The organism is Chloroflexaceae bacterium (assembly GCA_025057155.1).
Lineage (GTDB): Bacteria > Chloroflexota > Chloroflexia > Chloroflexales > Chloroflexaceae > JACAEO01.
In genome coordinates this window covers 147,324-160,678 of record JANWYD010000013.1, presented here as the reverse complement: position 1 = coordinate 160,678, position 13,355 = coordinate 147,324, and the positions used below count along the sequence as shown (strand labels likewise).

Here is a 13,355-nt window from a genome sequence, read left to right as displayed (position 1 = left end):
ATGGCGGCCTCGGCGGGGTGCCACCCGCAGTTGTTGCAGGCGGTGATGGACATCAACCAGAGCGCCCGCGATCGCTTTGTGGAGAAGGTCATCACGCTGCTTGGCAATCTCACCGGCAAGTGCGTGGGTGTGCTGGGGTTGTCGTTCAAGCCGAATACCGACGATATGCGCGAGGCGCCCAGCGTAGACATTATCCGCGCCCTGTTGCGCGAGGGTGCGCGGATCAAGGCGTATGACCCGGTGGCGATGGAACGGGCCGCCGAGATCATTCCTGAAATCACCTTCTGCCGCACGGCTTACGATGTGGCTAAGGAGGCCGATGCGCTGCTGATCATCACCGAATGGAACGAGTTCAAGCAACTCGACTGGGATAAGATCAAAGGTTTCATGAACCAGCCCGTGGTTCTCGACGGGCGCAACATCTACGAGCCGGCGGAGATGGCTGCCCGGGGCTTCGTCTACTGTGGCGTGGGGCGCGGCAGTCAGCCTGTCCTGGCCGCCCAGGGCGAGGACAGGCTGAGGTAACGATGAGGAGACTGGCTTCCCCCACGGCCTGTGGAGGAAGCGTAGTAGCGCAAGCCTCTGGCCTGCGCTACCCGTCAGATTCCAAGGGAATGTTGTGGCAATCGTGGTCGTAGGGGGCGGCGCCATCGGGTTGCAGGTGGCCGGGCGCCTGACGCTGGCCGGGACGGAGCCGACGGCGCTGCTGGCCCGGCCCGCCAGCGTGCGGGCGCTGAGTGTCGCGCCGCTGCGGATCGGCTTCCCCGACGGCGTCAGGCAGGTGCGCCTGGCTGCCGCCGCCGCCCCTGGCGAGTTGCCCGAACCCTGCCGGCGCCCCGACCTGGCCATCCTCTGCGTGAAGGGTTACGACACGCCAGGAGCGATCCAGACCCTGCGCGACCTGGCGCCGCAGCGCGTTCTCTCGTTGCAGAACGGCATCGGCAATGAAGAGCGCCTGGTCGAAGCCTTCGGGTTGACGCGCGTGATTGCCGGCGCCATCACCACCTCGGTGGAGATCCCCGGCCCCACCGAGATCGTGATCACCAAACTCGGCGGCGTCGGTCTGGCCTCTATGGATCCATCCACCGACCTGGAGCGCTGGCTGGCGGCCTTCCGCGCCGCCAATTTCCCCACCCGCGCCTACGCCGACCCACGCGCTCTCAAGTGGTCCAAGGCGTTGCTGAACATGCTGGGCAACGCCCTGGCGGCTATTCTCGATATGCCGGTGGAGCGTATTTACGCCGACAACCGTCTGATTGACGTTGACCTGCGGGCGGTACGCGAGGCGCTGGCGGTGATGAACGCTATGGGCGCGCGTCCGGTCAATCTGCCGGGATATCCGGCGGCGACGATTGTCTGGCTGGCGCGGCTGCTGCCCGGCGCCGCCCTGCGTCCGCTGATGCGCCGCCTGGTGGGCCGGGGGCGCGGCGGCAAAGACCCGTCGCTGCTACGAGACCTGCGGGCGGGTCGCACCCGCTCCGAAGGCGAGTTTCTCTATGGGGCCGTCGCCGCGGAGGCCGCCATGCGCGGCATCCCCGCGCCAGTTAACGCTACCCTCTGGCGCGTCCTCGATGGCATCGTCCGCGGCGAGATCTCCTGGAACGAATACCGCGGCCAGCCTGAACGCCTGCTGGCCGCGGTGGGGCGCTAGAGGTGTGGAGCTGTAGAGGTGTGGAGATGTGGAGCTGTAGAGATGCGGAGATGTGAGTCTATTTGTTGCACGCGCCCACACCTCTACACCTCCACACCTCCACACCTCCGCACCTCCACATCTCCCTCACCACCGGCGGCCTTGCTGAACCACTGTCGGCTCGAAGCCGAGAAACCCGCTCAGGCGGGGCACGCCGGCCATTCCAAAGCTCACCACATAGTAGGGCGTGAGCGGCACGCGCTCTCCCGAGCGCATGCGCAATTCCAGGCGGTGCTGCGCGCGCCGCAGTATGCGCACGTCGAGCCCCACTACGTCGCTCAGGCGCCGGTCGTCCACCCGGCGTCCCTGGAGGCCATAGCGGGCGATGCGCACCGCGTCGCGTTCCCGGTCAAACGTGGCTACCACCAGATGCCCGCCCGTATAGAGGACGAAGGCGGTCAGAGCCAGAAGCATGGCGATGGCCGTGAATGGCCCTGCGGCGACGGGAAGGCGACCGTCGAGCATCCGGGCAACGATGTCGCCAATCCCGAATAAGGCCAGCACGGTGAAGCTCCAGGTGAGCACGGGCAGATAGCGCACCATGAGCCGGCGCTCACCTCCGGCAAGATGGACGATGGTCATACTATCAGCCAGTAATGGTCGCTCGAAACCCGCTTTATCCCCCGCGGACAGCGGGCAAACCACAATTCTCCTGCGCATTCCTTAGACGGAGTCCGGAGAAACCGGGTTTCCCGCCTCTCCTCCAGATGATCAGAGAACGAAGTGCGCCCGGTTAGAGTGCAGCTCTCCCAGCCGCTTCCTTCGGGCGGGCATATTCCGTTCGGCCACGTCGCTCAGGACAGCAGCGCCGCGACAACCACGCCGCTGGCGCGGGCGCTCCCGTCCTGACCGACTGCCCAGAGTTCCGCTTCGACGAAGGTGCGCCCCTCGCGCTCGTAGATTGCCGTGATGCGCCCGCCGCAGCGGAGCCGGTCACCCGGACGGGTCGGGGCCTGAAAGCGGGCGCGAAACTCCTGGAATGTCCCCGGGCCGCCCAGGTGGGCTGCGACGCGACCAAGCAAGCCCATAACCAGCATGCCATGGGCGATGACCCCGCCGTGGCCTGCCGCCTGCCCAACCGCAGGGTCGGTGTGGAGTGGATTGTAATCGCCGGAAGCCACAGCGTAGCGGCTGAACCAATCCAGCGTCAGCGGTTCGGTCTCGAAGCCGGGCAACTCGTCGCCAATGCGGTAGGTGTTGGAAGATAGCATGGTTCTAGAGCACTGACCGGAATGCTTGATCCACTGAGGACACTGAGCCGTGTGGCTTGCCAGGCTTGCGCCGCCAGTGTTGCGAGTCAACCTTTCCGAGAAACGCTATAATCTTGCAATGAGTAGTCTGTGAACTCAGTTTCCTTGCTTTTCCGCCCCCCTCCCCGCCTCCCCCCGCCGGGGGGAGGAGCCGGACTTCCTCCCCCGGCGGGGGAGGGTTGGGGAGGGGGCAGACGTTTAGCGAAAAACTCAGCTCACGGATAAGGACGCCAGGGTTCCTGGTTGATTATGCGCCCAGCACTACTACGACCAGCGTATCGATGATAGCCAGCTCGTCCCATTGATTACGCCAGCGCGTCTCCAGGGTGAGCACCTGGAAGGGGCCGCGCCGGCCCTCCTTGCGCGCCAGCGCGGCGATAACCGGCGCGCCGGTCAGCGTGTCGCCGGCAAACACAGGAACGTGGTACACGTAGCCCTGCTCCCCGTGCAACAGGCGCAGGAGCGGCGCCCCCAGGGCCTCCAGTTCAGCGAGCAGGGGCGGGTTGGCCCACAACCCGTAACAGGTTGCCAGCGTGGGTGGCGCGGGCAGATCGGGCAGACCTGCGGCCCGTGCGGCCGACTCGTCGTAGTAGACTCGTTCGGGGAGGCCAAGGCTTTCGGCAAAGCGGCGGATCTGCTCACGCTCCACCGTCACCGTGTAGGGGCCAAAGGAGCGGCCAAGGTGAGCCGGATCAATCATTGCCTGGTCGCCTCCTGTTTCGCGCGGGCCCGCAACTCCGCGCGGCGGATCTTGCCGCTGACGGTCTTGGGCAATTCGCGGACGAACTCAATCTCGCGGGGATACTTGTAGGGCGCGGTGTTCCGCTTCACGAATTCCTGCAGTTCGTGGGCCAGGGCCTCGGACGGGCTGGCCGTGGAACTGAGAACCACGTAGGCCTTGACGATCGCCCCCCGCGCCATGTCAGGCTTGGCCACCACAGCGGCTTCAGCCACGGCAGGATGTTCGATCAGGGCGCTCTCAACCTCGAAGGGGCCAATGCGGTATCCCGCGCTGATAATCACATCGTCGGCGCGCCCCACGAACCAGAAGTAGCCATCCTCGTCCACATAGGCCCGGTCGCCGGTGATGTACCAGTCACCCCGATGGCAGGCCGCGGTCGCGCCCGGTGTGCGCCAGTACTCCTTAAACAGCCCTACCGGGCGCTCGGGCTTCACCTTCACGGCCAGATCGCCCTCTTGCCGCGGCGGCAGAGGGTTGCCCTCATGGTCAATCACTGCCAGGGTAAGACCGGGCAGCGGCTTGCCCATCGAACCGGGCCGCAGGTCCTGACCAGGCGGGTTGCCGCAGAGTAGCACCGATTCGGTCTGCCCATAGCCATCGCGCACGGTGATCCCCGTCGCCTTGCGCCAGACGGCAATGACCTCGGGGTTGAGCGGCTCGCCAGCGCTGGTGCAGGAGCGCAGATGCGGAAAGCTATAGGCCCGCAGATCCTCCTGAACCAGCAGGCGGTAGATGGTAGGCGCGGCACAGAAGGTGGTCACCGGGTAACGCTGGAGCAGTTCCAGCGTTTCGCGAGGGTTATACTTGCCCCGACCATCATGGACGAACAGAGCCGCGCCCATGTTCCACGGCCCAAACAGGCTCGACCAGGCCGCCTTGGCCCAGCCGGTATCCGAGAGGTTCCAGTGCAGATCGTCGGGAGTGAGGGCCAGCCAGTAGGCTCCAGTGATGCGATGGCCGATGGGGTAACTGGCGTGGGTATGCAGCACCATCTTGGGGTTGCCCGCCGTTCCCGAAGTAAAGTAGATCATGCACGGGTCATCGCCAGGAGTGGGCAGGCGCGAACGGTCCGCCGCGCCGCTGGCAAGCGTTTCGGTGAAGGTGCGCCAGCCCGGGCGCGGCTCGCCGACGATGACCAGCAGTTCCAGGCTGGGGCACTCGGCGCGAATGGCGTCAACTTTGGCCGCGCCATCGGCATCGGTGATGACGGCGCGGGCCTCGGCGGCGTTGATGCGATAGGCAATATCTTTGGCGGTTAGCAGGCTCGTGCCAGGCATGACCACCGCGCCCATCTTCATAAGCCCCAGCACACTCTCCCACCACTCCACCACCCGCGGCAGCACCAGCAACACCCGGTCGCCCCGCGCCAATCCCAGGCGCTCCAATCCCCCGGCGAGCCGGTTGGTGCGTTCGCGCAACTCAGCGAAGGTGATCGCCCGTTCCTCGCCTGCCGGCCCGATCCAGCGCATCGCCAGCTTGCGCGGATCTTCGGCCCAGCGATCCACGACGTCGTAGGCCCAGTTGAAATCGGGCGGCACGGAGAGGTCGATCACGGGAATGGTCATGGTTCCTCCTTACGTTGTTGAATGTCGGGCCCCTGGAGCGCCGGCCGGAATGATTGATCCGCTGAGGTCGCTGCGCCGGGTGGCCCGCGGCGCTCGCGTCGCTATCGTTACGGGTCAATCTTGTTGAGAAACGCCCTATACTGCTGCGCCGTACAACAAGGGATGAAAACAAGCGTTTCCGGGATGGCGCAGTCCTCCCGGACCTTCCCGCGGGCGGGCGCCAGGGTTTCCCGGGAGAACGCTCCCGGCGCCCTCATCTCTGGCCCGTTTGCCTCTCAGGTCCCTTCCACAGCACGGATGGCCTCCGCTGGCGCGGCGCCGTCTATAACCCGTTTCAGCCCGGGCAGGTACGTTTCCATAATCCGCACAGCGACGCTGAGCGCGTTGCGGATGAGGCGGGGGCTGAGCGGCTCGCCCTCGAAGTCCAGGCCGCAGCGGGCGCATACCTTGCCGCTGTCCACATCCAGATCCAGGCTGCCAACGTAGAGGCCCCAGGTAGCCCGGAGCACATACTCAGCGGCGGCGGCCCGACGATCAAGAGGCACGGTCAGCGGGGCTGCCGCTTTCACCACCAGTTGCTCGGAGGCAACGATAATCTCCGCCCACACTTCGAAGACCGCACCGCTGGAGCGATAGGTCATGGCAAAACATCCAGGGCCGCCAGGGCGAGGGCGCCAGCCATCGTCGGCCAGCAGACGCGAGAGGGTGGCCAGCGCGCGCTCGCCGCGCAGGCGGCGCAGCCCTCTGGTATCCTGAGCGGGCGGTTCGCGAGAAGGATCGTTGCTCATCGTTGAGCGCCTCGTGCGATTTCGGATTTTGGATTTTGGATTTCCGTGGCTGTAGTGAGACCAGGCGATGATGCTCACGCAGTTTGTTCAACGGGAACTGTCATGATAGCGACTTTGTGTTACTTTGTGTTAATGTGATATGGTAGCGCACGTTGCGGCGCAGCGCAACGTGATCGTAAGTCCGTAGGTGTTTGGATTTACCGCAGAGCGCGCAGAGGAGCGTATAAGGATGAGCTTTTTGAAGTCCTTTGCGGACCTCCGCGCCCTCTACGGTGCGAATGTGCGCCGGTGCTCTGGCCCTAGGCTGGCAGCGCGAGGAGCACGATCGGCAGGGGCACGAACGGTTCGATACGTTCTGGAGCGCTATCGCTGCGCACGATCAGGCCGCTGGAGGCCCCGCCATCGAGATTGACCGCCGACTCGAGTTCCAGATCAGAGGCGGCCAGCCAGGCCGAAAACTCGCTCAGCGTGAACACCGGTGCAGAGGCCACAATGAGCACCACCCGTCCGCCGTGGTCGAGGCCCAGGGCGCTACGGCGCGCCCGGTCGTAATCCTCGGCATGGTAACTGGCGCCGAGGCCCGGTTTGATGAGCATCGGCCAGCCCTGGAGCGCCTGAGCCAGCGCCACGTCGGGGTCAAAGGGGCTTTCGGCAAGGCTTTGCAACCAGACCGCTCCCCCCGGCGAAACGGCGAACATGCCCCCCTGCCCGACGTAGCTGCTCCCTTCGAGTTGACCATCGTGGACCAGCAGAGCCACACTGCGCCCATCGGCATCGAAGAAGCCGCCGTTAATCGCGACCCGCGCGCCAGCGTGTTCGGCCCAGCTTGCCAGCGGCAGAGGGGCCTCTGGAGCGTACCCGACGCGAAAGCGCACCTGCTGCGGGTCGAGCCGGACGGCGCTGATAGTCGTTTCGCGTCCGGCAACGGAGGCGCGCAGGCGGCGAGTTTCGACGCCAGGGGCGGCGAACAGCCAGCCCGTATCGGCAGGCGCGGCCGTGACCACGGCGGTTGGCGCAGCTATGCCAGTGGGGGTCGGCATCAGGGTGGGCATGGAAGCGCCGGTAGGACTTGAGGCCGACCCGCCAGTGGCCCCGCAGGCGCTGATGAGCGCGGCCAGGAGCCAGAGCACGAAGCCGGGCGACAGGCGCCGCCGGACGCTCTGACCCGGTTCGCGTGCCACCGGCCACAGGTGAGGATACAGAGTTCTAACCTGACAGGTGCGCCACATATGGCCCTTTTTACCTGAGCGCAACCCGGCGGGGGTACGGGGAAACCTGGTTTCCCTACACCCCTTCATAAGCGGAGGGCGCGGCCCTTTCGGGACTGGCCGTTCACGTCAACGTATGGTAGCCCGAGCGATAGTAGAGCAGCGGGCGGCCCTCGAAGCAGCGGGCCGCCACGACCTCGCCGACGTAGATCGTGTGGTCGCCGCCGGGCAGGGCGCTGTGGAGGGCGCATTCGATGTGCGCCAGGGCGCCGTAGAGCAGCGGCAGACCACGCTCCGAGAGGTAAAACGTGCCCTCGGTGAACTTGGTTGCCTCATCGCTGGCGAAGCGTCGCGAAAGGTATTCCTGGCCCTCACTGAGGATGTTGACGGCGAACTGTCCGGCGGCGGCGATCACATCGTGGCTGCCGGCGCGCCGGTCAATGCAGATCAGCACCAGCGTGGGTTGTAGCGACAACGAGGCGAACGAACTGACCGTCAGGCCGGCCAGGTGCGCTTCGTGGGCGGTGGTGACCACGGTGACGCCCGAGGCGAAGCGGCTCATCACCTGGCGAAAGAGCGTCTCATCAATCATTAAGATGGCCCGATCCAGGCGCGACGGGAGGCAGGCCCGTCCCGCGATTGTTCTTTCTGGCGACAATGCTGGCGTGGATCTCGGCGCCGAGGGCATGTTCGGCGCGCGCCACGTCGTCGGGCAGGATCAGTTCAGGTACCGGCTGGACCGGGTTGCCATCAACGCTAATGGCGACCATGCTAAAGTAGCCGGTGGTGCAAATGCGTCGTTCGCCCTTAAGTGGATGCTCGGCAAAGACATGCACCCGCACGACCAGCGAGGTCCGACCCACATAGATGACGCGGGAATACGCCTCGATAATCTCACCCTGGCCGATAGGAGTGCGAAAATCGATCCGCTCGCTCGAGGCGGTGACGACAGGCTGGCGGCAGAAGCGCATTGCAGCGATACCTGCGGCCTTGTCCATCATCGCCATAACGTCGCCGCCGAACATGGTGCCGTAGCCATTAGTCTGGCCAGGCAGGATGAGGTCGGCCATGCGCTCCTCGGCGGCGATCTTTCGTGGACGGTAATCGCTCTGTTCCTGGTGGTTGTGCATAGCTTTCTAATGAGGCTTAAGAATCAAATCCGGTATACGCGGCGGGAGTATGCTGCGAGCTAACGCCCTCGCCAACTCTCCCCTGCCGGGGGAGGGCGCCTGGCTCCTCCCCCCAACGGGGGGAGGCCGGGAGGGGGGCGGAAACGCCAGGAAACTTACTTCACAGGCTAATGAGATCGTTCACTTGAAAATGAGGAAACCGCGTTTCACTGCGCCCCTGCCAACAGAGACTCCAGACTATCCTCCGCCCCAGCCCTTCGAGATCATCGTCTCCTCGCCGGGCGGGCGCCGGGGGATGCGGTAGATGAAGCGCACGATCTGGTCGGCGGCGACGAACATGATGATTAAAGCCTGAACGATCTTGATCACGTCAATGGACAGCCCGGCGCGCACCTGCATGAGCCGCGCCCCGGTCAGCAAGCCACCCCAGAGCAGCCCGGAGAAAACGATCCCGATCGGGTTGGCGCGGGCGAGGAGCGCCACCGCGATAGCGTCGAACCCCAGCCCGGAGAAGAAATCGGTGCTCAAGGCATAACGCACGCCCATGACCTCGCCAGCGCCGCCAATGCCGGCCAGCGCGCCGGCAAAGGCCATCGCCAGAATGATCGTCTTTGGTACGCTTATGCCGGCGTAGCGCGCGGCGTTGGGGTTGCTGCCCACGGTGCGGAGTTCAAAGCCAATGGTGGTGCGATTGAGGAGCCATGCCACCAGGAAGACCAGACCAATGGCGATCAGGATTCCCAGGTGCAGAATGATCGTGTCGGATACGCGAAAACCGGGCAGGCGCATCGTCTCCGCGATGTACATGGTGCGGGCGGAGCTAGGATCGGCGGGGTCGCCGAGGAGATAGGGATTCTTGCTCTTGATCAGCCAGTCTGTGAGGCGAATGGCGATATAGTTGAGCATGATCGTGTTGATCACCTCGTGGGCCCCGGTGCGGGCCTTGAGGAACCCGGCGATCGAGGCCCAGGCGGCGCCGCCGATCGCCCCGGCCATGATCCCCACCGGGATGTGGATCACTGGCGGGAGCTGGAGCAACGTGCCTGCCAGCACCACGCAGACCGCCCCGGCATAGAGCTGTCCTTCGGCCCCGATGTTGAACAGCCCCGCCTTGAAGGCCACCGCCACTGCCAGACCGGCGATAATAAAGGGCGTTGCCCGCACCACCGTATTGGCAATCGCTGTCGGGGAGCCGAACGACCCTTCCCAGAGGCCGATGTAGGCCGCCAGCCAGTCGCCGCCCGTCAGGCCGATCATCAGCGCGCCAACCACCAGGGCGGTAAAGACCGCGAAGACCGGCACCAGGTAGGGCGCATAGCGGGAGTAGTACTCGCGGAACCCCGCCGGACCGGGCGTGGGGGCGCGTCCTTCTACTGCCTGATCCATGCTGTCTCCGGAGGAGGATGGAGCGACGGTCGCGCTGAACTTACGAACGGGCCAGCGAAGGTCCCATTGCCGGTGTTTCCTCCAGGCTCGCGCCGGCCATCAGCAACCCCAGTTGCTCGCGGCTGAGGTCGCCGTTGTTTACCGTCGCCACGATGGCGCCGTGGTAGATTACGGCAATCCGATCAGAAAGGGAAAGGATCTCGTCCAGTTCGGCGGAGACCAGGAGCACGGCGACGCCCTCGTCGCGTTTCTTGACGATCTGGTTGTGGATGAATTCAATTGAGCCAACGTCAATGCCGCGCGTGGGCTGAGCGGCGATCAGCAGCCGCAGATCGCGAGTAAACTCGCGGGCGACGATCAGTTTCTGCTGGTTGCCGCCGGAGAGCGAACTGGCTGGCACCGTCACCGCTGGCGTGCGCACGTCGAACTCGTGCACCAGGCGCTCGGCATGGTCGCGCACGGCCGCGTCATCACGCACGAGGCCGCGGGCGAAAGGAGCAAGGTAGTATAGTTCGAGCACCGCGTTATCGGTCAGCGGGTAGCTGGTCACCAGCCCGTCGCGCTGGCGATCCTCGGGGATATGGGCGACCCCAAGTTCGCTGATCTGGCGGGGTGCGGCGCCGGTAACGTCGTGGCCGGCGATGCGTATGCTCCCGCTCTCCGGCGCGCGCAGACCAGTAAGGGCCTGGACCAGCTCCGTCTGCCCGTTGCCCTGCACGCCGGCGATGCCGAGGATCTCTCCGGCGCGCACCTGCAGGTTCACCCCGCGCACCGCCAGGAGCTGGCGATCATCGCGGACATGGAGGTTTGTCACCTCCAGCACCACCGCGCCGGGGTGCGTCTCGCCCCGTTCAACCTGGAGCATCACGCTGCGGCCCACCATCATCGCGGCCAGACTGGCTTCGGTTGCCTCGGCGGGGGTGGTTTCGCCGACCACGCGCCCGGCGCGCAGAACCATGATCCGGTCGGCGACGGCCAGCACCTCGCGGAGCTTGTGAGTAATAAAGATGATGGATTTGCCCTGGCCAGCCAGTGTGCGCATCATCTGCATCAGATCATCGGCTTCCTGGGGGGTGAGCACGGCGGTCGGCTCGTCGAGGATGAGGATATCGGCGTTGCGGTAAAGGGCCTTGATGATCTCCACCCGTTGCTGGGCGCCTACATCGAGGTCGGCAATGAGCGCGTCGGGGTCAACCTCCAGGCCATACCGGCGCGATATGGCGTGGATCTGTTCGCTGGCGCGCCGGAGGTCGAGCCAGCCGACGCCGCGGGTGACCTCGTTGCCCAGGATCACGTTCTCGGCGACGGTCATCACCGGCACGAGCTGAAAATGCTGGTGGACCATGCCGATGCCCCGCTCGATAGACTCGTGGGGACTGGAAACCCGCAGCGGTTCGCCCTTGACGAAGATCTCGCCCTCGTCCTGATGGTAGAGGCCGTAGAGGATGTTCATCAGGGTAGACTTGCCGGCGCCGTTTTCGCCGAGCAGAGCCAGGATCTCGCCCTGATGGAGCCGGAGCGACACATTATCGTTAGCGACAACGCCGGGAAAACGCTTGGTGATCGCGCGGGCTTCGAGCACCACCGGGCGATCGCGGCCTTGCTGGGTCACGGTCCACCTCGTCTGGCTAGCGGGTGAGAAATCATTTTGGATTTTGGATTTTGGATTGCCGTATTCAGCGTCTCAATCAGACGGGGCGATGATGCGCATGGACCGTATTCAACAGGAATTGGTGTGAGAACATTGGTATTGTAACATACCTGGGGGAAGGGGTGTTGGGGGCCGCTCCTCACCCTCCCCCAGCCCCCTCCCTCTCCACCGCAGGCGGAGAGGGAGGGTGAGGAACCTTCACTCAGCGCGTCAACTCATCGAGGATGCGCCCATCGGGGCCGTGGAGGCGCACGGTGAGGGCGGGCATGCCAACGGCGTGGGTCGAGCAACTCAGGCAGGGGTCAAAGGCGCGAATGCCGCCTTCGATGCGGTTGAGCAGGCCCTCGTCGAGACGCCCGCCGCGCAGGTAACGTTCGGCGATCTGGGTCACGGTGCGGTTCATGGCCAGGTTATTCTGCCCGGTAGCGATAATGAGATTGACATAAGTTAAGAGACCATGTTCATCAACGCGGTAGTGGTGGAAGAGGGTCCCGCGGGGGGCCTCGCTGCACCCGACGGCCTCGAGCTGGTTAACATCGGCCTCGGCGCGAAGGCGACGGGCGCGCAGGTCGGGATCGTCAAGCAGGCGTTCGATCAATTCCAGGCTGCCCAGGATCTCAATCAGGCGCGCGTAGTGGTAGTAGAAGCTGGAGGTCACCGGGCCGCCGCCAGCACGGCGACGCATCTCCACCAGTTCCGCGTCGGCGAGCGGCGTGCCGAAGCTGCGACAGATGTTCAGACGGGCTAGAGGACCGACGCGGTACATACCTTCGGGGAAACCGTAGGGCCGGTAGTAGGGGAATTTCAGGTAGCTCCACTCCTGTACGGCTTCGCCGATCACGTCGGCGTACTCCTCCGGCGGCACCCGGTCGCTGAGGATGTGACCCTGCGAGTCCATGACGCGCAACCGGCCATCGTAGTGCTCCCAGGCGCCGCGGTCGTTGGTGAGGGCGAGGAACAGGCTGGCGAAGCGCCCGTAGGAGGCCACTTCGTCGGCGAAGCGGTCGAGCATGCCCTTGAAACGCGCCAGGGTCTCAAGGACGGTGGCGCGCGCGGCGGGCAGGCCGGCGGCGATGGCGGCGCGGTCGGCCTCCTCCAGGCCGTGGCGCACGCCGCCGGGCACGGCCCAGGCAGGGTGGATCTTGCGCCCGCCCAGCCGTTCGATCACCTCCTGGCCGAACTGACGCAACGCGATGCCCTTGCGGGCCAGTTCCGGCTCGGCGGCGATCAGGCCGAAGAGGTTGCGCCGGGCCGGATCGCTCTCGAAGCCCAGGAACAGGTCGGGACCGCTGAGGTGAAAGACGCTCAGCGCATGCGACTGGATGATCTGGGCCAGGTTCATCAACCGGCGCAGCTTCTCGGCAGCAGGCGGCACGTTGACCGAGAGGATGGCGTCGCCGGCCCTGGCCGAGGCCAGGGTGTGGCTGACGGGGCAGATCCCGCAAATGCGCGCCGTAATCGCGGGCATCTCCCAGAAGGGGCGCCCCAGGCAGAAGCGCTCGAAGCCGCGAAACTCGGTGACGTGAAAGCGCGCGCCGGCAACCTCGCCAGCTTCGTCCAGAAAAATGCTTATTTTGGCGTGTCCTTCGATCCGGGTGACCGGGTCGATGACGATAGTTTTGGTCATGGGATTTATATTCTAGATTCTCAGTTCAGACTTATGTTGCCATCTGGAGGGACGCAGAGAGGCCATGCCTCTTCTCAAGTGTAGGGTTTTTCGAGTGAGAAGCGGTTTTCGGCATTCCACTGCGCTGACGATCCTCACTCTCCCCGCCCCCCTCTCCTGCGAGCGGGAGAGGGGAGAGTTGGGCGTCCCAATGCCCCGGATGGCGCATGCGACGCGAGCATGCGCCGGAAAACCCTGCACCTGAGAAGGCCATGCCTCTCCGGCGCCTTTTGTCATGTTCCATCCGCGACAGTAGACCTGTCCCGGCTTCGCTGGAGG

General features: G+C 65.1%; 13 protein-coding genes. 2 read left to right on the top strand and 11 right to left on the bottom strand.

Going from position 1 to position 13,355, the window contains the following annotated elements:
* Positions 1–525 (top strand): UDP-glucose 6-dehydrogenase (locus tag NZU74_13600; protein ID MCS6882362.1); only part of this gene is annotated, 525 nt, incomplete at its 5' end.
* Between the two features lie 94 nt (positions 526–619).
* On the top strand, positions 620–1,651 hold the full coding sequence (locus tag NZU74_13595) for a 2-dehydropantoate 2-reductase (GenBank protein ID MCS6882361.1): 1,032 nt from the start codon (positions 620–622) through the stop codon (positions 1,649–1,651).
* A 126-nt stretch (positions 1,652–1,777) separates the two neighbouring features.
* Here the strand turns inward: NZU74_13595 and NZU74_13590 are convergent, their stop codons facing one another.
* The 11 genes from NZU74_13590 to NZU74_13540 form a co-directional block, all read right to left on the bottom strand.
* Positions 1,778–2,272, bottom strand: a complete 495-nt coding sequence (locus NZU74_13590) for a hypothetical protein (protein ID MCS6882360.1) — start codon at positions 2,270–2,272, stop codon at positions 1,778–1,780.
* Between the two features lie 212 nt (positions 2,273–2,484).
* A complete protein-coding gene (locus tag NZU74_13585; protein ID MCS6882359.1) occupies positions 2,485–2,901 on the bottom strand; it encodes a MaoC/PaaZ C-terminal domain-containing protein in 417 nt (138 codons plus the stop codon).
* A 286-nt stretch (positions 2,902–3,187) separates the two neighbouring features.
* A complete protein-coding gene (locus tag NZU74_13580; GenBank protein MCS6882358.1) occupies positions 3,188–3,640 on the bottom strand; it encodes a MaoC family dehydratase N-terminal domain-containing protein in 453 nt (150 codons plus the stop codon).
* A complete protein-coding gene (locus NZU74_13575) occupies positions 3,637–5,247 on the bottom strand; it encodes an AMP-binding protein (GenBank protein MCS6882357.1) in 1,611 nt (536 codons plus the stop codon). Before NZU74_13575 ends, NZU74_13580 begins: the two co-directional genes overlap by 4 nt.
* A gap of 275 nt (positions 5,248–5,522) precedes the next feature.
* Entirely contained in the window at positions 5,523–6,035 is a 513-nt protein-coding gene (locus NZU74_13570; GenBank protein MCS6882356.1) for a YbjN domain-containing protein, read from the bottom strand.
* A 299-nt stretch (positions 6,036–6,334) separates the two neighbouring features.
* Entirely contained in the window at positions 6,335–7,216 is an 882-nt protein-coding gene (locus NZU74_13565) for a phosphodiester glycosidase family protein (protein ID MCS6882355.1), read from the bottom strand.
* Between the two features lie 151 nt (positions 7,217–7,367).
* On the bottom strand, positions 7,368–7,835 hold the full coding sequence (locus NZU74_13560) for a flavin reductase family protein (protein MCS6882354.1): 468 nt from the start codon (positions 7,833–7,835) through the stop codon (positions 7,368–7,370).
* A complete protein-coding gene (locus NZU74_13555) occupies positions 7,828–8,373 on the bottom strand; it encodes an acyl-CoA thioesterase (GenBank protein ID MCS6882353.1) in 546 nt (181 codons plus the stop codon). Before NZU74_13555 ends, NZU74_13560 begins: the two co-directional genes overlap by 8 nt.
* Positions 8,374–8,610: 237 nt before the next feature.
* Positions 8,611–9,759 (bottom strand): ABC transporter permease, encoded by a 1,149-nt coding sequence (locus NZU74_13550; GenBank protein MCS6882352.1) that lies wholly within the window; start codon positions 9,757–9,759, stop codon positions 8,611–8,613.
* A gap of 40 nt (positions 9,760–9,799) precedes the next feature.
* Positions 9,800–11,371, bottom strand: a complete 1,572-nt coding sequence (locus NZU74_13545; GenBank protein MCS6882351.1) for an ABC transporter ATP-binding protein — start codon at positions 11,369–11,371, stop codon at positions 9,800–9,802.
* A 241-nt stretch (positions 11,372–11,612) separates the two neighbouring features.
* Positions 11,613–13,037 carry a Ni/Fe hydrogenase subunit alpha gene (locus NZU74_13540; GenBank protein ID MCS6882350.1) on the bottom strand — a complete coding sequence of 475 codons (1,425 nt, stop codon included), beginning with the start codon at positions 13,035–13,037 and terminating at the stop codon, positions 11,613–11,615.
* Positions 13,038–13,355: the final 318 nt, after the last annotated feature.

What these genes read in the sequence shown, in the direction of transcription:
- NZU74_13585 (MCS6882359.1), bottom strand. Translation starts at nt 2,901, where the DNA reads ATGCTATCTTCCAACACCTACCGCATTGGCGACGAGTTGCCCGGCTTC.
- NZU74_13580 (MCS6882358.1), bottom strand. Translation starts at nt 3,640, where the DNA reads ATGATTGATCCGGCTCACCTTGGCCGCTCCTTTGGCCCCTACACGGTG.
- NZU74_13570 (MCS6882356.1), bottom strand. Translation starts at nt 6,035, where the DNA reads ATGAGCAACGATCCTTCTCGCGAACCGCCCGCTCAGGATACCAGAGGG.
- NZU74_13590 (MCS6882360.1), bottom strand. Translation starts at nt 2,272, where the DNA reads ATGACCATCGTCCATCTTGCCGGAGGTGAGCGCCGGCTCATGGTGCGC.
- NZU74_13555 (MCS6882353.1), bottom strand. Translation starts at nt 8,373, where the DNA reads ATGCACAACCACCAGGAACAGAGCGATTACCGTCCACGAAAGATCGCC.
- NZU74_13560 (MCS6882354.1), bottom strand. Translation starts at nt 7,835, where the DNA reads ATGATTGATGAGACGCTCTTTCGCCAGGTGATGAGCCGCTTCGCCTCG.
- NZU74_13575 (MCS6882357.1), bottom strand. Translation starts at nt 5,247, where the DNA reads ATGACCATTCCCGTGATCGACCTCTCCGTGCCGCCCGATTTCAACTGG.
- NZU74_13540 (MCS6882350.1), bottom strand. Translation starts at nt 13,037, where the DNA reads ATGACCAAAACTATCGTCATCGACCCGGTCACCCGGATCGAAGGACAC.
- NZU74_13550 (MCS6882352.1), bottom strand. Translation starts at nt 9,759, where the DNA reads ATGGATCAGGCAGTAGAAGGACGCGCCCCCACGCCCGGTCCGGCGGGG.